Source organism: Pseudomonas siliginis (assembly GCF_019145195.1).
Lineage (GTDB): Bacteria > Pseudomonadota > Gammaproteobacteria > Pseudomonadales > Pseudomonadaceae > Aquipseudomonas > Aquipseudomonas siliginis.
The window spans coordinates 297634-318001 of sequence record NZ_JAHSTW010000010.1 but is presented as its reverse complement, the minus strand read 5'-3'; the positions used below and the strand labels follow the sequence as shown (position 1 = coordinate 318001).

At 59.0% G+C, this 20368-nt stretch carries 19 protein-coding genes; 15 read left to right on the top strand and 4 right to left on the bottom strand.

Features of this window, described 5'->3' with window-relative positions; genetic code table 11:
- Positions 1-38: 38 nt before the first annotated feature.
- Entirely contained in the window at positions 39-521 is a 483-nt protein-coding gene (gene smpB / locus KVG87_RS20965; protein ID WP_007953781.1) for an SsrA-binding protein SmpB, read from the bottom strand.
- Between the two features lie 119 nt (positions 522-640).
- Here smpB and KVG87_RS20960 point away from each other — a divergent pair, with 119 nt between their 5' ends.
- Genes KVG87_RS20960 through KVG87_RS20950 form a run of 3 tightly spaced genes read left to right on the top strand, consistent with a single transcriptional unit; the run spans position 641 to position 2793 of the window.
- Positions 641-2044: a sodium-dependent transporter gene (locus KVG87_RS20960; protein WP_016771774.1), complete on the top strand. Its 1404-nt coding sequence runs from the start codon at positions 641-643 to the stop codon at positions 2042-2044.
- A 7-nt stretch (positions 2045-2051) separates the two neighbouring features.
- Positions 2052-2486 carry a type II toxin-antitoxin system RatA family toxin gene (locus KVG87_RS20955; protein ID WP_016771773.1) on the top strand — a complete coding sequence of 145 codons (435 nt, stop codon included), beginning with the start codon at positions 2052-2054 and terminating at the stop codon, positions 2484-2486.
- On the top strand, positions 2479-2793 hold the full coding sequence (locus KVG87_RS20950; protein WP_217852371.1) for an RnfH family protein: 315 nt from the start codon (positions 2479-2481) through the stop codon (positions 2791-2793). The genes KVG87_RS20955 and KVG87_RS20950 overlap by 8 nt, the downstream gene beginning before the upstream one ends.
- A gap of 61 nt (positions 2794-2854) precedes the next feature.
- Here KVG87_RS20950 and KVG87_RS20945 read toward each other — a convergent pair whose 3' ends face one another.
- Positions 2855-3382 (bottom strand): outer membrane protein assembly factor BamE, encoded by a 528-nt coding sequence (locus KVG87_RS20945; protein WP_016771771.1) that lies wholly within the window; start codon positions 3380-3382, stop codon positions 2855-2857.
- Between the two features lie 97 nt (positions 3383-3479).
- Here KVG87_RS20945 and fur point away from each other — a divergent pair, with 97 nt between their 5' ends.
- Positions 3480-3884 carry a ferric iron uptake transcriptional regulator gene (gene fur / locus KVG87_RS20940; RefSeq protein WP_016771770.1) on the top strand — a complete coding sequence of 135 codons (405 nt, stop codon included), beginning with the start codon at positions 3480-3482 and terminating at the stop codon, positions 3882-3884.
- Positions 3885-3960: 76 nt separating this feature from the next.
- Here fur and recN read toward each other — a convergent pair whose 3' ends face one another.
- Positions 3961-5634, bottom strand: a complete 1674-nt coding sequence (recN, locus tag KVG87_RS20935; RefSeq protein WP_217852369.1) for a DNA repair protein RecN — start codon at positions 5632-5634, stop codon at positions 3961-3963.
- A 240-nt stretch (positions 5635-5874) separates the two neighbouring features.
- On the opposite strand from recN, the gene grpE reads away from it, so the two are divergent.
- The 8 genes from grpE (at position 5875) to KVG87_RS20895 (ending at position 16348) form a co-directional block, all read left to right on the top strand.
- The gene (gene grpE / locus KVG87_RS20930) at positions 5875-6441 is read left to right on the top strand and encodes a nucleotide exchange factor GrpE (protein ID WP_039759570.1); all 567 of its coding nucleotides are present in this window, start codon (positions 5875-5877) and stop codon (positions 6439-6441) included.
- Between the two features lie 102 nt (positions 6442-6543).
- Positions 6544-8460: a molecular chaperone DnaK gene (dnaK, locus tag KVG87_RS20925; RefSeq protein ID WP_217852367.1), complete on the top strand. Its 1917-nt coding sequence runs from the start codon at positions 6544-6546 to the stop codon at positions 8458-8460.
- Between the two features lie 297 nt (positions 8461-8757).
- The gene (gene dnaJ / locus KVG87_RS20920; protein WP_016771767.1) at positions 8758-9882 is read left to right on the top strand and encodes a molecular chaperone DnaJ; all 1125 of its coding nucleotides are present in this window, start codon (positions 8758-8760) and stop codon (positions 9880-9882) included.
- 9 nt (positions 9883-9891) lie between these two features.
- Entirely contained in the window at positions 9892-10695 is an 804-nt protein-coding gene (dapB, locus tag KVG87_RS20915) for a 4-hydroxy-tetrahydrodipicolinate reductase (RefSeq protein ID WP_016771766.1), read from the top strand.
- Positions 10696-10953: 258 nt separating this feature from the next.
- Positions 10954-12090: a glutamine-hydrolyzing carbamoyl-phosphate synthase small subunit gene (gene carA / locus KVG87_RS20910; protein ID WP_016771765.1), complete on the top strand. Its 1137-nt coding sequence runs from the start codon at positions 10954-10956 to the stop codon at positions 12088-12090.
- Positions 12091-12214: 124 nt separating this feature from the next.
- Positions 12215-15436: a carbamoyl-phosphate synthase large subunit gene (carB, locus tag KVG87_RS20905; protein WP_016771764.1), complete on the top strand. Its 3222-nt coding sequence runs from the start codon at positions 12215-12217 to the stop codon at positions 15434-15436.
- A 2-nt stretch (positions 15437-15438) separates the two neighbouring features.
- On the top strand, positions 15439-15915 hold the full coding sequence (gene greA, locus KVG87_RS20900) for a transcription elongation factor GreA (protein WP_038861135.1): 477 nt from the start codon (positions 15439-15441) through the stop codon (positions 15913-15915).
- 28 nt (positions 15916-15943) lie between these two features.
- Entirely contained in the window at positions 15944-16348 is a 405-nt protein-coding gene (locus KVG87_RS20895; protein WP_217852365.1) for an MFS transporter, read from the top strand.
- Positions 16349-16357: 9 nt separating this feature from the next.
- On the opposite strand, the gene KVG87_RS20890 is transcribed toward KVG87_RS20895, so the two are convergent.
- Positions 16358-16666, bottom strand: a complete 309-nt coding sequence (locus tag KVG87_RS20890; protein ID WP_016771761.1) for a YhbY family RNA-binding protein — start codon at positions 16664-16666, stop codon at positions 16358-16360.
- A 101-nt stretch (positions 16667-16767) separates the two neighbouring features.
- Here KVG87_RS20890 and rlmE point away from each other — a divergent pair, with 101 nt between their 5' ends.
- The 3 genes from rlmE (at position 16768) to folP (ending at position 20367) form a co-directional block, all read left to right on the top strand.
- The gene (gene rlmE / locus KVG87_RS20885; RefSeq protein WP_217852363.1) at positions 16768-17397 is read left to right on the top strand and encodes a 23S rRNA (uridine(2552)-2'-O)-methyltransferase RlmE; all 630 of its coding nucleotides are present in this window, start codon (positions 16768-16770) and stop codon (positions 17395-17397) included.
- Positions 17398-17599: 202 nt separating this feature from the next.
- The gene (gene ftsH / locus KVG87_RS20880; protein ID WP_016771759.1) at positions 17600-19507 is read left to right on the top strand and encodes an ATP-dependent zinc metalloprotease FtsH; all 1908 of its coding nucleotides are present in this window, start codon (positions 17600-17602) and stop codon (positions 19505-19507) included.
- Positions 19508-19515: 8 nt separating this feature from the next.
- The gene (gene folP / locus KVG87_RS20875; protein ID WP_076565786.1) at positions 19516-20367 is read left to right on the top strand and encodes a dihydropteroate synthase; all 852 of its coding nucleotides are present in this window, start codon (positions 19516-19518) and stop codon (positions 20365-20367) included.
- Position 20368 lies beyond the last annotated feature (1 nt).

Sequence of the window (20368 nt, the reverse complement as noted above, 5' to 3'; positions counted from 1 at the left end):
AGCGAGCCTGCTCGCGAATTGGCGCTAAAGGAGGAAGATCAGTCTTCCTTGCCCTTGTTGCGCACCGCACGCTGCAATTCACGACCGGCATCGCGCTCGCGCTCGGTGTCACGCTTGTCGTATTCCTTCTTGCCCTTGCCCAGAGCGATCTCGCACTTGACCATGTGCTTGCTCCAGTACCAGGACAGGCAGACGCAGGCGTAACCCTTTTGCTGCACGGCGGCGGCGAGCTTGTCCAGCTCGCGGCGGTTGAGCAGCAGTTTGCGAGTGCGCACCGGGTCGGCGATGACGTGAGTGCTCGCGGTCATCAACGGCGTGATGTGGCTGCCAAGCAACCATGCTTCGCCGTCCTTGAGCAGCACATAGCTGTCGACCAGCTGCAACTTGCTCGCCCGCAGACTTTTTACTTCCCAGCCGGCCAGGACCAGACCAGCCTCGAACTTGTGCTCGATGAAGTAATCGTGTCGCGCCTTTTTGTTCTGCGCGATGGTCCCTGTTGGGTGTTTCTTCTGTTTAGCCATAGGGGCGGCATTATATGGAGTTGTTCGGCTGTCGGCTACGGTGTTGCTGCGTGCTTGAGCAGGTTGAGTGAATCCCGGACAATGCGGCCTCTTTTTCTAACGCTTGGGCGTGATAAACGATGTCGACAGACAAGGTTTCTGTCCACGGCAGTTGGGCTAGCCGCTGGGTATTCATACTCGCCGCGACCGGTTCGGCCGTGGGACTGGGTAGTATCTGGAAGTTCCCCTACATGGTCGGGGTCTACGGCGGCGGCGCCTTTGTGCTGATGTTCCTGGCGTGCATCGCGCTCATCGGCGTGCCGGTCATGCTCGCGGAAACCCTGATCGGCCGGCGTGCCCGGCAAAGTCCGGCGAATGCCCTGAAGGTGCTGGCACTGGAAGCCGGGCACTCGGCGAAATGGTCGTGGGGCGCGTTCGCCGGGATGATCACGGCCCTGCTGATTCTGTCTTTCTACAGTGTGGTCGGCGGCTGGTCGCTGGATTACATCGTCGACATGGGCCGTGGCGATTTCCAGGGCGCGACGGCCGATCAGGTCGGCGCCTATTTCGGCAATGTCATCTCCAATCCATGGCGCCTGACACTTTGGCACACGATTTTCATGCTGCTGTCGGCCTTCGTGATCGCCAAAGGCGTGGTCGCCGGGCTTGAGCGCAGCCTGCGGATCATGATGCCGCTGCTGTTCGTGATGATTCTGGTGCTGCTGGGCTACAGCATGACCACCGGGCATTTCATGGAAGGCGTGCATTTCATGTTCGACTTCCACCCGGAAAAAGTCCTCGACGGCCTGCTGCCGGCGATGGGGCACGCGTTCTTCTCGCTGAGCGTCGGCGTCGGCTCCATCATGATCTACGGCGCCTACATGCCGAAGAACACCTCGCTGTCGGGCACGGTGGTCGGTGTCGCGCTGCTGGATACTTTCGTATCGCTGGTGGCCGGTCTGGCACTGTTTCCGATTGTGTTCGCTGCTGGCCTGAACCCAAGCGAAGGTCCGGGACTGATGTTCGTCAGCCTGCCATTTGCTTTTGGTAATGTATTTTTCGGCCAGTTGATGGGCGTGGTGTTCTTTGTGCTGGTCGCGGTGGCTGCCTGGAGTTCGGCTATTTCGCTACTCGAACCGATGGTGGCTTACCTGGTTGAACGCACTAAAATCAGCCGCATCTGGGTAACTTTCTGGCTGGCATTCACCTGCTGGTTTGTTGGTCTGGGCACCGTGTTTTCTTTCAATATCTGGAAGGAAGCCAAGTTTTTCGTGAACGAAGGCGGGGCGTTCAGCCTCTATCAATGGGGTGCGCAGAGCGGTCTCGACTTCTTTGGCGTGATCGATTTCTTCACCTCGCGGATCATGTTGCCCCTCGGTGGCTTGTGTTTCGTGCTGTTCGCAGGATGGGTGATGGGGCGTGAAGCGGTACGGGATGAATTGTCCATCCGTAACCCGGTTCTGTTTGCTCTGTCCCTGTTCTTGATGCGCTACGTGGCGCCTATCGGCATTCTTGTAGTCTTTGCCGCTCAGCTCTGGAAGTAACGCTTACATGACGACACATATCCAACGATCCGCGCTCCTGCCGTACCCGGCGCAGTTTCTCTACGACCTGGTCAACGACGTCGCGCGGTACCCGGAGTTTCTGCCGTGGTGCTCGGAGGCTGAAGTGCTGGAAAGCTCGCCGGAACACATGCGCGCCAGTGTCGGCGTTGCCAAGGGCGGCCTCAGTCAGCATTTCGTCACGCGCAATACGCTGGTGCCGGGGCAGTCGATCGAGATGAATCTCGAAGAAGGCCCGTTCACTCAGTTGCACGGCATCTGGGTATTCAAGGCACTGAATGAAAAGGCCTGCAAGATCAGTCTGGATCTGTCGTTCGATTATGCCGGGCCGCTGGTGCGCGCAACTCTGGGGCCGTTGTTCAATCAGGCGGCCAATCAATTGGTGGATGCTTTCTGCCAGCGCGCCAAGCAGATGCATGGTTGAGCCGGTGATCGAGATAGAAGTCGTCTACGCGGCGGTTGATCGGCAGGTTCTGCGTGCGATCAGCGTCGCTGAAGGCGTTAGCGTTCGGGCGGCGGTGCACGTATCGGGCATCGCGGCCGAGTTTCCTGAGCTGAATCTGGCGCAATGCCCGCTGGGGATTTTTGGCAAGGTTGTGACTGACGCGGATTCTCGCCCTGTTCAGGCGGGCGATCGCATCGAAATTTATCGACCGCTGCTGGCTGATCCCAAAGAGGTTCGACGTTTGCGCGCGGCCAAGGCTGCCGAGGCCAAAGCACGCAATTCTTGATCAGGCCAAACGGCAGGCAATAAAAAACCCGGAATGTCCGGGTTTTTTATTGCCTCGCCTATTACTGCGGCGAGGTGTCCAGCGGCTCTGGTGTCGGAACCGGTACGGTTTCTACACCATCGACGTCCTTCTGGATCTGATCCAGCAAGGAGCCTGGTTTGGCTGGCTTTTCAGCTTCTGGCTTGTCGGCGTTTTCAGCAGGCGCGGTCACGGTAGTACCGCTGTCCTTGCCGAGAATGGCTTCATCACGGCTCACGCCGGGCATGAAGTCACCGGACAGGCTGACAAGTTGGTCGTTGGAATTGAAGATAACGCTGATTCGTTCCTGCTGGCGTTCACCGCCACCCGGTTGCAGGCTGTACAGATAATCCCAGCGATCGGCATGGAACGTGTCGGCAAGCAGAGGGTTGCCCATGATAAACCGTACTTGCGGCCGGGTCATTCCCGGGCGTAACTGGTCTATCATGTCCTGCGTGACGACATTGCCCTGCTGGATGTCGATTTTGTAAACCCCGGGGAATGAACAACCGGCGAGTGCGAGCAGTCCCACAAAGGTGAAACTGGTTAGCAAGAGCTTGGTGTTTTGCATCGGTGGGCGACTTCCACTATCTTGGCTGGGACAACGTAAACGCCGATCATACCCGCATTAAGAGAAGCTGCGAAGCAGCATCGCGAGAAAGCTGACCATGGTTGAAAATAGCGAACTACGCAAAGCCGGCCTCAAAGTGACCCTGCCACGGGTCAAGATCCTGCAAATGCTCGACTCTACCGAACAGCGCCACATGAGTGCCGAGGACGTCTACAAGGCGTTGATGGAAGCTGGTGAGGACGTTGGTCTGGCCACGGTTTACCGTGTTCTTACCCAGTTCGAAGCGGCCGGCCTCGTGGTCCGCCACAACTTCGACGGCGGCCACGCGGTCTTCGAACTGGCTGACGGTGGCCACCACGACCATATGGTCAACGTGGAATCGGGTGAAGTGATCGAATTCTTCGACGAAGAAATCGAAAAACTTCAGAAGTCGATCGTCGAGAAGCATGGCTTCGAGATGGTTGATCACAACCTGGTGCTGTACGTGCGCAAGAAAAAGTAAGCATGTCGCGCGAATTTCACATTCGCGAAACGAACGAAGGCGACCCAAGGGTCGCCTTCGTGCTTTCTACTATTTGTTACGCCTTGGCGGTCACCACCATTTTTTTCGCGTGAGCCAAGGATTCCTTGGTCAGATCGATGCCGCCGAGCATGCGCGCGACTTCTTCGATTCGCTCGTTCTTCGTGAGCTTCGCGACAGCGGTGTGAGTCGCCTTCTCGTCGCGAACCTTGTGCACGAACAGATGCTGATGCCCTTGCGCCGCCACTTGCGGCAAGTGCGTCACGGTCAGGACCTGGCCGCGATCACCGAGACGGCGCAGTAACTGGCCGACAATCTCGGCAGTCGGACCGCCAATACCTACGTCCACTTCGTCGAACACCAGCGTCGGCACGCGGGAGGTCTGGGCGGTAATGACCTGAATCGCCAGACTGATCCGCGACAGCTCACCGCCGGAGGCGACTTTCGCCAGCGCTTTGAGCGGTTGGCCGGGGTTGGCGCTGACCAGCAGTTCGACCTGTTCCAGCCCGTTCGGCAGCAACTCGTCGCTGCTGTTGGCTTTCAGTTCGATGGTGAAGCGGCCGCCGGGCATGCCCAGGCGCTGGATTTCCTGCTCCACTGCACTGGCGAGGCTGCCGGCCGCCTGATGACGAAGGTCGCTCAGCTCGCGCGCTTTCTCCTGATAGTGGCGGGCATAGGACGCCAATTCTTCACCCAGACGTTCGACGGATTCATCGTTGGCATTGAGGGTTTCGATTTCATCGAGCAGCTTCTGCTGCATCTCGCCGACTTCAGTCGGCTGAATCCGGTGTTTGCGCGCCAGCGTGTAGATTGCGTCGAGACGTTCTTCGAGGTACTGCAGGCGAGCCGGGTCGGCATCAAAGTTGTCGAGGAAGCGGTTGAGCTCGCCGACCGCTTCTTCCACCTGAATCTGTGCGCTGGTCAGCAGACTGCTGGCTTCACCCAGCGCACCCACCGAACTGTTCACGCTGGAAAGTCGATTGAGGCTGGCGGTCAGCGCATTCAGCACATTGCCGGAGTCGCTTTCGCTGCATTGCTCGACCACTTGCCGGCAAATGCCCAGCAAGGTTTCGGCGTTGGTCAGGTTCTTGTGTTCCTGCTCCAGCTGCTCCAGTTCATTTTCGCCGAGGCCGAGGTTCTCCAATTCCTCAAGCTGATAGCTGAGCAACTGATGACGTGCGCGTTGTTCGTCGCCGGAGTTGGAGAGCCGCTCCAGTTCCTGGCGGGTCTGACGCCAGCGTTGAGCGGCAAGCTGCACCTGACGCGCCAGATCGGTGGCACCGGCGTACTCGTCAAGCAGGCGGCGATGGGTGTCGGTCTTCAACAGCGACTGATGTTCGTGCTGGCTGTGGATATCGATCAGCAGCTCGCCGAGGGCTTTGAGGTCGCCAAGCGGGCAGGGCGTGCCGTTGATATAACCGCGCGAACGACCTTCCGAGGTGATGACCCGGCGCAGGATGCACGGCCCGTCGTTTTCCAGATCGCGCTCGGCCAGCCAGGCGCTGGCTTCGGGAATATCAACCAGATCGAACGTCGCGAGAATGTCGGCTTTATCAGCGCCTGGGCGAACCACGCCGCTGTCGGCGCGATCACCCAGGGTGAGGCCCAGGGCATCGAGCATGATCGACTTGCCGGCGCCGGTTTCCCCTGTGATCACGCTCATCCCGCGATCGAGTTCAAGATCGAGATGTTCAACGATGGCGTAGTTGTGTACGGACAGGTGCACCAGCATAAAGGCAGCTCCCAGGCTTGAGGTCTGGTTATTTATACAGTGTTTTGTTCAGGCCTGACAATGCCCGCCCTTAGCTCGATTTGCTTGATCTGAGGGTTTTCTTAGCGCATTCAAGAATGAGTATTCAGCACTTTTTTGTAGGGACAATTGTTTCCAGCCCTTGAAGCCTGATTTTGCGGCCCCATATATCGGGGCAGAAGCGCGAGTCAGGCTCGCGGACGAAATTGAAAGGAGAATTCTATGGCTGACGAACAGACAGTAGATACGCAAAACCCAGATGCCAATCAGGCGCCCGAAGGTTCGGGTGACGACCTGGCGACCCGTGTGCAAGTGCTCGAAGAGCAATTGGCCGCCGCGCAGGATCAGTCTCTGCGTGTTGCTGCCGATCTGCAGAACGTTCGCCGCCGTGCCGAGCAGGACGTCGAGAAGGCGCACAAGTTTGCCCTGGAAAAATTCGCCAGCGACCTGCTGCCGATCGTCGACAGCCTGGAGCGCGGCCTCGAGCTGTCGAGCCCGGACGACGAAAGCATCCGCCCGATGCGCGAAGGCATCGAGCTGACCCTGAAAATGTTCCACGACACCCTCAAGCGCTACCAGCTTGAAGCGATCGATCCGCATGGCGAACCGTTCAACGCCGTTCACCATCAGGCGATGGCCATGCAGGAAAGTGCCGACGTCGAGCCGAACAGCGTGTTGAAGGTTTTCCAGAAGGGCTACCAGCTCAATGGTCGCCTGCTGCGCCCGGCGATGGTCGTGGTCAGCAAGGCGCCGGCACCGGTTTCGCCTTCGATTGACGAGCAGGCTTGAAATTAGCCGCAAGGCCCCCATTTAGAAGTCAAGCGTTTAAGTGCTACCGCAGTCAGCCACCACTGCTGCGGCAACAAAATCCAAAGTTTCGGGAGAGTGAACATGGGCAAAATTATCGGTATCGACCTGGGGACTACCAACTCCTGCGTCTCCGTGCTGGAAAACGGCAAAGCCAAAGTTATTGAAAACGCTGAAGGCGCGCGTACCACGCCGTCGATCATCGCTTACGCCAACGATGGCGAAATTCTGGTAGGTCAGTCGGCCAAGCGTCAGGCTGTAACCAATCCGCACAACACCCTGTACGCGGTAAAGCGTCTGATCGGTCGTCGTTTCGACGAAGAAGTTGTGCAGAAAGACATCCAGATGGTCCCTTACAAGATCGTCAAGGCTGACAACAATGACGCCTGGGTAGAAGTGAACGGCCAGAAAATGGCACCGCCACAGATCTCGGCTGAAATTCTGAAGAAGATGAAGAAGACCGCCGAAGACTACCTCGGCGAGGCAGTGACCGAAGCGGTGATTACCGTTCCGGCCTACTTCAACGACAGCCAGCGTCAGGCCACCAAAGACGCCGGCCGCATCGCTGGTCTGGACGTAAAACGTATCATCAACGAACCAACCGCAGCCGCTCTGGCTTACGGTATGGACAAGGCCAAGGGCGATCACACCGTGATCGTTTATGACCTGGGTGGCGGTACCTTCGACGTTTCCGTGATCGAAATCGCTGAAGTTGACGGTGAGCACCAGTTCGAAGTGTTGGCCACCAACGGTGACACTTTCCTCGGCGGTGAAGACTTCGACATTCGTCTGATCGACTACCTCGTTGACGAATTCAAGAAAGAAAGCGGCATGAACCTCAAAGGTGACCCGCTGGCCATGCAGCGCCTGAAAGAAGCCGCTGAGAAAGCCAAGATCGAGCTGTCGTCCGCTCAGTCGACCGACGTCAACCTGCCGTACATCACTGCAGACGCGACCGGTCCTAAGCACCTGAACGTGAAGATCTCCCGTGCCAAGCTCGAAGCACTGGTTGAAGACCTGGTTCAGCGCACCATCGAACCTTGCCGCATTGCCATGAAAGACGCCGGTATCGACGTCAGCGCGATCAACGACGTGATTCTGGTCGGTGGTCAGACTCGTATGCCGCTGGTGCAGAAGCTGGTTACCGATTTCTTCGGTAAAGAAGCGCGTAAAGACGTCAACCCGGACGAAGCTGTTGCCATGGGTGCTGCGATTCAGGGCGCTGTTCTGGCCGGTGACGTGAAAGACGTGCTGCTGCTCGACGTCAGCCCGCTGACCCTGGGTATCGAAACCATGGGTGGCGTGATGACCGCGCTGATCGAGAAAAACACCACGATTCCTACCAAGAAATCGCAAGTGTTCTCGACTGCCGATGACAACCAGGGTGCTGTGACCATTCACGTTCTGCAGGGCGAGCGCAAGCAAGCCGCACAGAACAAATCGCTGGGCAAGTTCGACCTAGCCGACATTCCACCAGCTCCACGTGGCGTGCCGCAGATTGAAGTGACCTTCGACATCGACGCCAACGGCATCCTGCACGTCGGCGCGAAAGACAAGGCTACCGGCAAGACCCAGTCGATCGTGATCAAGGCCAACTCCGGTCTGTCCGACGAAGAAATCGAGCGCATGGTGCGTGACGCCGAAGCGAATGCCGAGGAAGACCGCAAGTTCGAAGAACTGGCCGCTGCCCGTAACCAGGGTGATGCACTGGTGCACTCGACTCGCAAGATGGTCGCTGACGCAGGCGACAAGGTCACCGCCGAAGAGAAGACTGCAATCGAAGCTGCAGTGGTTGCTCTGGAAGCCGCCGTCAAAGGCGACGACAAGGCTGCCATCGAATCCAAGGTTGAAGAGCTGTCGAAAGTCTCCGCTCCGGTTGCTCAGAAGATGTACGCCGAACAGGCTCAGCCAGCTGATGGCGCGGCCCCGCAAGGCGAATCGGCTGAGAAGGCTGACGACGTTGTCGACGCCGAGTTCGAAGAAGTCAAAGACCACAAGTAAGTTGTTGGTCGCCCGGTTGACTGCCTTGCGGCGGTGACTGGTAGGATGTCGCCGCGCGGGAGCTTGCCTCCCGCGTTGGCGTATCTGGAATACGCGAATTTTTACAGCATGCGACACCGTTCGGATGCTGGCGGTATGGCCGGGAATGCTCCTGCTTTTCGCGCCGCAGATACCGCATCAATCAAGACCAGGATCGTTGAATTGACGTGAGTTGGGTCCGGGCCTTAATGGGGGCTCAACGAGTTTGGCGAGGCTCAGGAGGGGTTTGCCGAACGTCCTTAAGAGTGCAAAGAACTTATGGCAAAGCGTGACTATTACGAAGTATTGGGTGTCGAGCGGGGCACGAGCGAAGCGGACCTGAAGAAGGCCTATCGCCGTCTGGCCATGAAGCACCACCCCGACCGTAATCCCGGCGACAAAGCTTCCGAAGAAGCATTCAAAGAGGCCAACGAGGCCTATGAAGTGTTGTCCGACGCCAGCAAACGCGCGGCATACGATCAGTACGGTCATGCCGGCGTTGATCCGAGCATGGGCGGCGGCGGTGCCGGTTTCGGTGGCCAGAACTTTTCGGACATCTTCGGCGATGTTTTCAGTGATTTCTTCGGTGGCGGTCGCGGCGGTGCCCGTGGCGGCGCTCAGCGTGGCAGCGATCTGCGCTACACCCTGGAGCTGAATCTGGAAGAAGCGGTGCGCGGCACGTCGGTGAATATCCGCGTTCCGACACTGGTCAACTGCAAGCCGTGCGATGGTTCCGGCGCCAAGAAGGGCTCCTCGCCGACGACGTGCCCGACTTGCGGTGGCATCGGCCAGGTGCGCATGCAGCAGGGCTTCTTCTCGGTGCAGCAGACCTGCCCGCGCTGCCATGGCCAGGGCAAGATCATTTCCGATCCGTGCGACTCCTGCCACGGCGACGGTCGTGTCGAAGAATACAAAACCCTGTCGGTCAAAGTGCCTGCCGGTGTTGATACTGGCGACCGTATTCGTCTGTCCGGCGAAGGCGAGGCGGGTACCCAGGGCGGGCCGACTGGCGACCTGTACGTTGTGATCAATGTGCGCGAACACGACATCTTCCAACGTGACGGCAAGCATCTGTTCTGCGAAGTGCCGATCAGCTTCGTCGACGCTGCACTGGGCGGCGAGCTGGAAATTCCGACCCTCGACGGTCGCGTCAAACTGAAAATCCCCGAAGGCACGCAGACCGGCAAGCAATTCCGCGTACGCGGCAAAGGCGTTGCGCCGGTGCGCGGCGGCGGTGCCGGCGACCTGATGTGCCGTGTCGCTGTGGAAACGCCGGTCAACCTCAACCGTCGTCAGCGTGAATTGCTGGAAGAATTCCGCAGCTCCCTGGCCGACGACAACAGCCACTCGCCGAAAACCACCGGTTGGTTTGACGGTGTAAAGCGTTTCTTCGGCGATTTGTAAGGAGTCGGCATGCGACGTATTGCAGTGATGGGCGCCGCCGGGCGCATGGGCAAGACCCTGATTGAAGCGGTGCAGCAGACGCCGGGCGCCGGTCTGACGGCGGCGGTCGATCGTCCCGACAGCACGCTGGTCGGCGCGGATGCCGGTGAGCTGGCAGCGCTGGGCCGTATCGGCGTGCCGCTGTCCGGTGATCTGGATCGTGTGGTTGAAGAGTTCGATGTGTTGATCGACTTCACTCACCCGACCGTGACCCTGAAGAATCTCGCGTTCTGCCGCAAACACGGCAAAGCAATGATCATCGGCACCACCGGTTTCAGTGTTGAAGAGAAGCAATTGCTGGCCGAGGCGGGCAAGGACATTCCGATCGTCTTCGCCGCCAACTTCAGCGTCGGCGTCAACCTGTGCCTGAAGTTGCTCGACACCGCTGCGCGCGTGCTGGGCGACGATGTCGATATCGAGATCATGGAAGCCCATCACCGGCACAAGGTCGATGCTCCGTCCGGTACGGCTGTGCGCATGGGTGAAGTGATTGCCGATGCGCTGGGGCGTGATCTGAAGAAGGTCGCGGTCTACGGTCGGGAAGGCCAGACCGGTGCGCGTGAGCGTGAAACCATTGGTTTCGCCACCGTGCGTGCTGGCGATATCGTCGGTGATCACACCGTGCTGTTCGCTGCCGATGGCGAGCGCGTCGAGATCACCCACAAGGCATCGAGCCGCATGACCTTCGCCAAGGGCGCGGTGCGTGCGGCGCTGTGGCTGGACGGTCGCGAGCCGGGCCTGTACGACATGCAAGACGTGCTCGACCTGCGTTGAGTCGTTGCTGAATCCGGCGCAAACGTCCCGTTTTGCGCCGGTTTTTACCGCTTGGCGACGACCTGTCGCATTCTCCGGCCTTTAAGGCTCTTTAGCGGTGGACCAAAAACGCCCTTTTCTGTAAGCTACAGCTTTAGTGTGTCCACTAAAAGCGCGCAGAATAATTTCAGTGAAGAAGCGGGGTGACGTGTCCATACGTCACTCCGCTTTTTTACAACCTGCGATTGCCCTTTCATGCGTTATTTACGGGAGGTCTTCTTGACTAAGCCAGCCATACTCGCCCTTGCTGATGGCAGCATTTTTCGCGGCGAAGCCATTGGAGCCGACGGTCAGACCGTTGGTGAGGTGGTGTTCAACACCGCAATGACCGGCTATCAGGAAATCCTTACCGATCCTTCCTACGCCCAGCAGATCGTTACCCTGACTTACCCGCACATCGGCAACACCGGCACCACGCCGGAAGATGCCGAGTCCGACCGCGTCTGGTCCGCTGGCCTGGTCATCCGTGACCTGCCGCTGGTAGCGAGCAACTGGCGTAACACGATGTCCCTGTCCGATTACCTGAAAGCCAACAACGTGGTGGCAATCGCCGGTATCGACACCCGTCGCCTGACCCGCATCCTGCGTGAAAAAGGCGCTCAGAACGGCTGCATCATGGCCGGCGACAACATCTCCGAAGAAGCGGCCATCGCCGCTGCGCAAGGCTTCCCGGGCCTGAAGGGCATGGACCTGGCGAAAGTCGTCAGCACCAAGACCCAATACGAATGGCGCTCGACTGTCTGGGATCTGAAAACCGACAGCCACGCGACCATCGAAGCTTCCGAGCTGCCATATCACGTGGTCGCCTACGACTACGGCGTCAAGGTCAACATCCTGCGCATGCTGGTCGAGCGCGGCTGCCGCGTTACCGTAGTGCCTGCGCAGACTCCAGCCGCCGATGTGCTGGCGCTGAAGCCGGACGGCGTGTTCCTGTCCAACGGCCCTGGTGATCCGGAGCCATGCGACTACGCGATCCAGGCGATCAAGGAAGTGCTGGAAACCGAGACTCCGGTATTCGGCATCTGCCTCGGCCACCAGTTGCTGGCTCTGGCCTCCGGCGCCAAGACCCTGAAAATGGGCCACGGCCACCACGGTGCCAACCACCCGGTGCAGGATCTGGACACAGGCGTGGTGATGATCACCAGCCAGAACCACGGTTTTGCAGTAGACGAAGCCACCCTGCCAGCCAACGTGCGCGCGATCCACAAATCGCTGTTCGACGGCACCCTGCAAGGCATCGAGCGCACCGACAAGAGCGCGTTCAGCTTCCAGGGTCACCCTGAAGCGAGCCCGGGCCCGAACGATGTCGCGCCACTGTTCGACCGCTTCATCAACGAGATGGCCAAGCGACGCTAAGCGTTCGTCTTGAGACTGTAGAGAGAAGCCCTCGAGGGCGGCCCCGGTTCCGGCGGCCCCTTCGGGACTTCAGAAATCGATCAAGACGGCTTGCCGACTGACCTGCGGATTTGAGTGACAAACCATGCCAAAACGTACAGACATTAAAAGCATCCTGATTCTCGGCGCTGGCCCGATCGTGATCGGCCAGGCCTGCGAATTCGACTACTCCGGCGCCCAAGCCTGCAAAGCCCTGCGCGAAGAGGGTTACCGCGTCATCTTGGTGAACTCCAACCCGGCCACCATCATGACCGACCCGGACATGGCCGACGCCACCTATATCGAGCCGATCAAATGGCAGACCGTGGCCAAGATCATCGAAAAAGAGCGTCCGGACGCCGTGCTGCCAACCATGGGTGGCCAGACCGCTCTGAACTGCGCTCTGGACCTAGAGCGCGAAGGCGTTCTGGAGAAGTTCGGCGTAGAGATGATCGGTGCCAACGCCGACACCATCGACAAGGCTGAAGACCGTTCGCGTTTCGACAAGGCGATGAAATCCATCGGCCTGGCGTGCCCGCGTTCCGGCATCGCCCACAGCATGGAAGAAGCCAACGCGGTCCTCGAAACCCTCGGTTTCCCGTGCATCATCCGTCCGTCCTTCACCATGGGCGGCACCGGTGGCGGTATCGCTTACAACCGTGAAGAGTTCGAAGAAATCTGCGCCCGTGGTCTGGACCTGTCGCCGACCAAAGAGCTGTTGATCGACGAATCGCTGATCGGCTGGAAAGAATATGAAATGGAAGTTGTCCGCGACAAAAAGGACAACTGCATCATCGTCTGCTCGATCGAAAACTTCGACCCGATGGGCGTGCACACCGGTGACTCGATCACCGTAGCGCCAGCCCAGACGCTGACCGACAAGGAATACCAGATCCTGCGTAACGCCTCGCTGGCGGTATTGCGCGAGATCGGCGTCGAGACCGGTGGTTCGAACGTGCAGTTCGGTATCTGCCCGAACACTGGCCGCATGGTCGTGATCGAAATGAACCCACGTGTTTCGCGCTCCTCGGCCCTGGCTTCGAAAGCCACCGGTTTCCCGATCGCCAAGGTCGCGGCCAAATTGGCTGTGGGTTACACCCTCGACGAGCTGTCGAACGACATCACCGGCGGCAAGACCCCGGCGTCTTTCGAACCGTCGATCGACTACGTCGTCACCAAGCTGCCACGCTTCGCCTTCGAGAAATTCGCCAAGGCTGACGCGCGCCTGACCACGCAAATGAAGTCGGTCGGTGAAGTCATGGCCATCGGCCGGACCTTCCAGGAATCCCTGCAGAAAGCTCTGCGCGGTCTGGAAGTCGGCGTTTGCGGTCTGGACGAGAAGCTCGATCTGAGCAACCCGGACAGCATGAGCGTGCTCAAGCGCGAACTGACCGTGCCCGGCGCCGAGCGTATCTGGTACGTGGCTGACGCCTTCCGCGCCGGTCTGTCGGTCGAAGATATCTTCGGCATGAACATGATCGACCCGTGGTTCCTGGTGCAGATCGAAGACCTGATCAAGGACGAAGAGAAGGTCAAGACCCTCGGTCTGTCCTCGATCGACCGCGACCTGATGTTCAAGCTCAAGCGCAAAGGCTTCTCCGATCAGCGTCTGGCCAAGCTGCTGGGCGTCACCGAGAAAAACCTGCGTACGCACCGTCAGAAGCTGGAAGTGTTCCCGGTCTACAAGCGCGTTGACACCTGCGCCGCCGAATTCGCCACCGACACTGCTTACCTGTACTCGACCTACGAGGAAGAGTGCGAGGCAGCGCCGTCGGGTCGCGACAAGATCATGATTCTGGGCGGCGGTCCGAACCGTATCGGCCAAGGCATCGAGTTCGACTACTGCTGCGTTCACGCTGCTCTCGCCCTGCGCGAAGACGGCTACGAAACCATCATGGTCAACTGCAACCCGGAAACCGTTTCCACCGACTACGACACTTCCGACCGTCTGTACTTCGAGCCGGTAACCCTGGAAGACGTACTGGAAATCTGCCGCGTCGAGAAGCCGAAAGGCGTGATCGTCCAGTACGGCGGCCAGACTCCGCTGAAACTGGCTCGTGCTCTGGAAGCTGCTGGCGTGCCGATCATCGGCACTAGCCCTGACGCGATCGACCGCGCCGAAGACCGCGAGCGCTTCCAGCAAATGGTCGAGCGCCTGAACCTGCGTCAGCCGCCAAACGCCACTGTGCGTAGCGAAGATGAAGCTGTTCGCGCTGCGGCGAAGATCGGTTATCCGCTGGTGGTGCGCCCGTCCTACGTGTTGGGCGGCCGTGCGATGGAAATCGTATACAAGGAAGACGAACTCAAGCGCTATCTGCGTGACGCGGTGCAAGTGTCCAACGACAGCCCGGTGCTGCTCGACCACTTCCTCAACTGCGCCATCGAAATGGACGTGGATGCGGTCTGCGACGGCAAAGATGTAGTGATCGGCGCGATCATGCAGCACATCGAACAGGCGGGCGTTCACTCCGGTGACTCCGCGTGCTCGCTGCCGCCGTACTCGCTGCCGGCGCACATCCAGGACGAGATGCGCGAACAGGTCAAGAAAATGGCCCTGGAGCTGGGCGTTGTCGGCCTGATGAACGTGCAGCTGGCGTTGCAGGGTGAAGACATTTACGTCATCGAAGTCAACCCGCGCGCCTCGCGTACCGTGCCGTTCGTTTCCAAGTGCATCGGTGTCTCCCTGGCGATGATCGCTGCACGCGTGATGGCCGGTAAGACCCTGAAGGAAATCGGCTTCACCAAAGAAATCATCCCGAACTTCTACAGCGTGAAAGAGGCGGTGTTCCCGTTCGCCAAATTCCCTGGCGTTGACCCGATCCTCGGCCCAGAGATGAAGTCCACCGGTGAAGTGATGGGCGTCGGCGACACCTTCGGTGAAGCATTCGCCAAGGCGCAGATGGGCGCCAGTGAAGTGCTGCCGACCGGCGGTACCGCGTTCATCAGCGTGCGCGATGACGACAAGCCACTGGTTGCAGGCGTGGCCCGTGATCTGATCAACTTGGGCTTCGAAGTGGTCGCCACTGCCGGCACTGCCAAGCTGATCGAAGCCGCAGGCCTGAAAGTGCGCCGCGTGAACAAGGTGACCGAGGGTCGTCCACACGTGGTCGACATGATCAAGAATGACGAAGTCACGCTGATCATCAACACCACCGAAGGTCGTCAGTCGATCGCCGATTCGTACTCCATTCGTCGCAACGCCCTGCAGCACAAGATCTACTGCACCACCACTATTGCTGCGGGCGAAGCGATCTGCGAAGCGCTGAAGTTCGGTCCGGAAAAGACCGTGCGCCGCTTGCAGGATCTACACGCAGGATTGAAGGCATGAGCATAACCAAGTACCCAATGACTGTTCAGGGCGCTCGCGCCCTGGAAGAGGAGCATGCTCACCTGACCAAGGTCGTCCGTCCGAAGCTCAGCCAGGACATCGGTACGGCCCGCGAGTTGGGTGACTTGAAGGAAAACGCTGAATACCATGCTGCCCGCGAACAGCAAGGCATGGTTGAAGCGCGTATTCGTGATATCGAGGGCCGGATTCAGAATCAGGTCATCATCGATGTCACGACCATTCCTCATACCGGCAAAGTGATTTTCGGTACCACCGTCGAGATCGCCAACGTCGAGACTGATGAAAGCGTCACTTACCACATCGTGGGTGAGGATGAGGCTGACTTCAAACTCGGCAAGATCTCCGTCGGTTCGCCGCTGGCCCGCGCCTTGATTGGCAAGGAAGAGGGTGACGTCGTCGCCGTCAAAACGCCAAGCGGCGTGATCGAGTACGAGATTGTCGAAGTTCGTCACATCTGAAATAAGGCGCCCGCTGCATGCGGGCGCCATGCTTTGGCAACTGACCCAGATGCTTTGGGTTGGTGGCCTATGGTTGATTCATATCGGTTTGCAGCCGGCGCTGGGTCGGATCGGTCTGGCGCCGCTGTTGATCAACGAAGTGGCCAGTGCTTTCGAAGTGCTGGTGGTGGGATTCGCCGCTCTGTGCGTGATCTTTCAGGCTTTGGTGCTGGTACAGGCCGAGGGCCTTGCCAGTCTATGGCGGGATTTTCGCGGGCAGGTGCTGTTGATGGCGTTGTACGCGTGCGCGATGTATGTCGCTGTGCGTGTCGGCTGGCCGGATGCGCAGCGCTGGCAGGTATTCAGTTATCTGGTGCTGGGATTTTCCGGGCTGGTGCTGGTCATGCAGCCGGTGCCGGGATGGAGTGGCAGGGTGCGCGAAGCACACCCTTGACCCTGCGCATCACTTGAAGCGATGAACGTTCGACAGCTGCTTGTTGGCGCTGAAGTTCTTGCGGTAGACCAGAGCCATCTTGCCGATGACCTGAACCAGGTCCGCTTTGCCGACCTTGCACAGTTCGGCGATGTGCGCCAGGCGCGACTCGCGATCGAGGATATTGAGCTTGATCTTGATCAGCTCGTGATCGGCCAAGGCGCGTTCAAGTTCGGCTAGAACACCTTCAGTCAAACCGTTGTCCGCTACCGTCAACACTGGTTTGAGGTGGTGGCCGATGGATTTGTACTGTTTCTTCTGCTCTGGAGTGAGCGGCATAATCTGACCCTTTCGTCTGGATTCTGTAAAATGGCGGCCATTTTACCCGAGGGTTCGTGGATCCGCCCAACTAATCACGACCCTAATCATCGAGGTGCCCAATGGCGCGTTCCAAGACAAGCCTTGGTTGGCTGAAAAGACATGTCAACGATCCTTATGTGAAGCAGGCGCAGAAGGATGGCTACCGCTCGCGTGCAAGTTACAAGCTTCTGGAGATCCAGGAAAAATACAAACTCATCCGTCCGGGCATGAGCGTGGTCGACCTCGGCGCGGCGCCGGGTGGCTGGTCCCAGGTCACCAGTCGGCTGATCGGCGGTCAGGGTCGTCTGATCGCTTCGGACATCCTGGAAATGGACAGCATTCCGGACGTGCATTTCATCCAGGGCGACTTCACGGAGGATTCGGTGCTCGCTGAAATCCTGCAGGCCGTGGGTAATTCGCAGGTGGACCTTGTGATTTCCGATATGGCCCCCAATATGAGTGGTACGCCCGAAGTGGACATGCCCAAGGCCATGTTCCTCTGTGAGCTGGCGCTGGACCTGGCGGAACGGATCCTCAAGCCCGGTGGCAATTTCGTCATCAAGATTTTTCAGGGCGAAGGTTTCGACGTTTATCTGAAGGACGCTCGGAAGAAATTCGACAAGATCCAGATGATCAAGCCAGACTCTTCCCGTGGCAGCTCCCGTGAGCAGTACATGCTGGCCTGGGGTTATCGCGGCGGTGATGCGTAAAACGAGGTTTTTCGGCAGGGCGATAGGTTTTTCATATTTCGCTCTGCAGGCATAAGCGAATATTGTGTAGAAAGTGTTTCACAAAGGGTTACAGACGGCGCCTGCCAGAGTTGTAGGTAATGTAGTAAGTTAGGCCGGTGAATATCATGCGAAGCGCGCGCCAGTAGCGGAGCTTGCTTCAGAGGGTAGTTAATTGAACGATATGGCAAAGAATCTGATCCTGTGGTTGATCATCGCGGCAGTCCTGGTGACGGTGATGAACAACTTCTCCAGCCCTAACGAGCCGCAGACCCTCAACTATTCCGACTTCATCCAGCAGGTCAAGGATGGCAAGGTCGAGCGCGTAGCTGTTGACGGCTATGTGATTACCGGCAAGCGCACCGATGGCGACAGCTTCAAGACCATTCGTCCGGCAATTCAGGACAATGGCCTGATCGGCGATCTGGTCGACAATCACGTTGTGGTTGAAGGCAAGCAGCCTGAACAGCAAAGCATCTGGACCCAGCTCCTGGTGGCCAGCTTCCCGATCCTGGTGATCATCGCGGTGTTCATGTTCTTCATGCGCCAGATGCAGGGCGGCGCCGGTGGCAAGGGCGGGCCGATGAGCTTCGGCAAGAGCAAGGCACGCCTGCTCTCCGAAGATCAGGTGAAAACCACTTTGGCTGACGTTGCCGGTTGCGACGAAGCCAAGGAAGAAGTCGGCGAGCTGGTCGAGTTCCTGCGTGATCCGGGCAAGTTCCAGCGTCTGGGCGGTCGTATCCCGCGCGGCGTGCTGATGGTCGGCCCGCCGGGTACCGGTAAAACCTTGCTGGCCAAGGCGATTGCCGGCGAAGCGAAAGTGCCGTTCTTCACCATTTCCGGTTCTGACTTCGTTGAAATGTTCGTGGGTGTCGGCGCGAGCCGCGTCCGTGACATGTTCGAGCAGGCCAAGAAGCACGCCCCTTGCATCATCTTCATCGACGAAATCGATGCCGTAGGTCGCCATCGTGGCGCCGGCATGGGTGGCGGCCACGACGAGCGTGAGCAGACTCTCAACCAGTTGCTGGTGGAGATGGACGGCTTTGAAATGAATGACGGCATCATTGTTATTGCTGCGACCAACCGTCCGGACGTACTCGACCCTGCGCTGCTGCGTCCGGGCCGTTTCGATCGTCAGGTAGTGGTTGGCTTGCCGGACATTCGCGGTCGTGAGCAGATTCTGAAAGTGCACATGCGCAAAGTGCCAATGGGCGACGACGTTGCTCCGGCAGTGATCGCACGAGGTACTCCGGGCTTCTCCGGTGCTGACTTGGCCAACCTGGTCAACGAAGCGTCGTTGTTCGCTGCACGTAGCGGCAAACGCATCGTCGAGATGAAAGAGTTCGAACTGGCGAAAGACAAGATCATGATGGGCGCCGAGCGCAAATCCATGGTCATGTCCGAGAAAGAAAAGCAGAACACTGCTTACCACGAAGCCGGCCACGCCATCGTTGGTCGCGTCGTGCCTGAGCATGATCCGGTCTACAAGGTGTCGATCATCCCGCGCGGTCGTGCGCTGGGTGTGACCATGTTCCTGCCGGAAGAAGACCGCTACAGCCTGTCCAAGCGTGCGCTGATCAGCCAGATCTGCTCGTTGTACGGTGGCCGTATCGCTGAAGAAATGACCCTGGGCTTCGATGGTGTAACCACCGGTGCGTCCAACGACATCATGCGTGCAAGTCAGATTGCCCGGAACATGGTGACGAAATGGGGCCTGTCGGAAAAACTCGGTCCGCTGATGTATGCCGAAGAAGAGGGCGAAGTGTTCCTCGGTCGCGGTGGTGGTGGTCAGGCTGCCAGCTTCTCCGGTGAGACAGCCAAGCTGATCGACTCCGAAGTGCGCAGCATCATCGATCAGTGCTACGGCACCGCCAAGCAGATCCTCACGGATAACCGTGACAAACTGGATGCCATGGCTGATGCGCTGATGAAGTACGAAACCATCGATGCCGAGCAGATTGACGACATCATGGCCGGCCGCACACCTCGCGAACCTCGCGACTGGTCGGGTGGCACCGGTACGCCTCCGCCGCCTGTCGTGCAGGACGAGCGTCCGGAGAAACCGATTGGCGGTCCGGCTGCTGACGTTTAAGGCTTGAAATGACTTCTGTACAGTCCCTGACCCGGTTGCCTTGCGGCAACCGGGTTCTTGATTTGGCCCAGACGCATGTCATGGGCATTCTCAATGTCACTCCTGATTCCTTTTCCGACGGCGGCCGCTACAGCCAGCTCGATGCGGCGCTGCGCCATGCCGAAGCCATGGTGCTGGCTGGCGCGACGCTGATTGATGTCGGCGGCGAATCGACCCGGCCAGGCGCGCGAGCGGTTTCTCCCCTGGAGGAGCTCGAGCGCGTCGCGCCGATTGTCGAGCTGATCAATCGCGAGCTGGATGTCATCATCTCGGTCGATACTTCCACCCCGGCAGTCATGCGCGAAACCGCACGGCTCGGTGCCGGCCTGATCAATGATGTGCGTTCGTTGCGTCGCGATGGCGCGCTGGATGCGGCGGCGGCGACAGGGTTGCCGGTCTGCCTCATGCACATGCTCGGCGAGCCGGGCGATATGCAGGATAATCCGCAGTATCAGGATGTCACCCGCGAGGTCGGCGAGTTTCTCGCCGAGCGCATGGAACAGTGCGCGCAGGCGGGTATTCCCGCCGAGCGGATCATTCTTGATCCCGGCTTCGGCTTCGCCAAGACCTTGCAGCACAATCTAAGCTTGTTCAAGCACATGGAGGCCCTGCATGCGCTGGGGCGGCCATTGCTGGTAGGTGTTTCGCGCAAGAGTATGATTGGTCACGCGTTGAACCGTCCCGTGGGCGAGCGTCTGCACGGCGGCCTGGCGCTTGCTGCGCTGGCTTCGGTCAAGGGTGCGCGGATCTTGCGGGTTCACGATGTGGCGGAAACTGTCGATGTGGTACGAATGATCGCGGCCGTAGAGTCAGCCGAATAAG

Bases quoted from the DNA above. Each gene is read 5' to 3' on its own strand.
- dnaJ (WP_016771767.1), top strand. From the start codon at position 8,758: ATGGCAAAGCGTGACTATTACGAAGTATTGGGTGTCGAGCGGGGCACG.
- ftsH (WP_016771759.1), top strand. From the start codon at position 17,600: ATGGCAAAGAATCTGATCCTGTGGTTGATCATCGCGGCAGTCCTGGTG.
- KVG87_RS20890 (WP_016771761.1), bottom strand. From the start codon at position 16,666: ATGCCGCTCACTCCAGAGCAGAAGAAACAGTACAAATCCATCGGCCAC.
- rlmE (WP_217852363.1), top strand. From the start codon at position 16,768: ATGGCGCGTTCCAAGACAAGCCTTGGTTGGCTGAAAAGACATGTCAAC.
- recN (WP_217852369.1), bottom strand. From the start codon at position 5,634: ATGCTGGTGCACCTGTCCGTACACAACTACGCCATCGTTGAACATCTC.
- KVG87_RS20955 (WP_016771773.1), top strand. From the start codon at position 2,052: ATGACGACACATATCCAACGATCCGCGCTCCTGCCGTACCCGGCGCAG.
- smpB (WP_007953781.1), bottom strand. From the start codon at position 521: ATGGCTAAACAGAAGAAACACCCAACAGGGACCATCGCGCAGAACAAA.
- dnaK (WP_217852367.1), top strand. From the start codon at position 6,544: ATGGGCAAAATTATCGGTATCGACCTGGGGACTACCAACTCCTGCGTC.
- grpE (WP_039759570.1), top strand. From the start codon at position 5,875: ATGGCTGACGAACAGACAGTAGATACGCAAAACCCAGATGCCAATCAG.
- carB (WP_016771764.1), top strand. From the start codon at position 12,215: ATGCCAAAACGTACAGACATTAAAAGCATCCTGATTCTCGGCGCTGGC.
- KVG87_RS20895 (WP_217852365.1), top strand. From the start codon at position 15,944: ATGCTTTGGCAACTGACCCAGATGCTTTGGGTTGGTGGCCTATGGTTG.
- folP (WP_076565786.1), top strand. From the start codon at position 19,516: ATGACTTCTGTACAGTCCCTGACCCGGTTGCCTTGCGGCAACCGGGTT.
- fur (WP_016771770.1), top strand. From the start codon at position 3,480: ATGGTTGAAAATAGCGAACTACGCAAAGCCGGCCTCAAAGTGACCCTG.
- KVG87_RS20950 (WP_217852371.1), top strand. From the start codon at position 2,479: ATGGTTGAGCCGGTGATCGAGATAGAAGTCGTCTACGCGGCGGTTGAT.
- KVG87_RS20960 (WP_016771774.1), top strand. From the start codon at position 641: ATGTCGACAGACAAGGTTTCTGTCCACGGCAGTTGGGCTAGCCGCTGG.
- dapB (WP_016771766.1), top strand. From the start codon at position 9,892: ATGCGACGTATTGCAGTGATGGGCGCCGCCGGGCGCATGGGCAAGACC.
- KVG87_RS20945 (WP_016771771.1), bottom strand. From the start codon at position 3,382: ATGCAAAACACCAAGCTCTTGCTAACCAGTTTCACCTTTGTGGGACTG.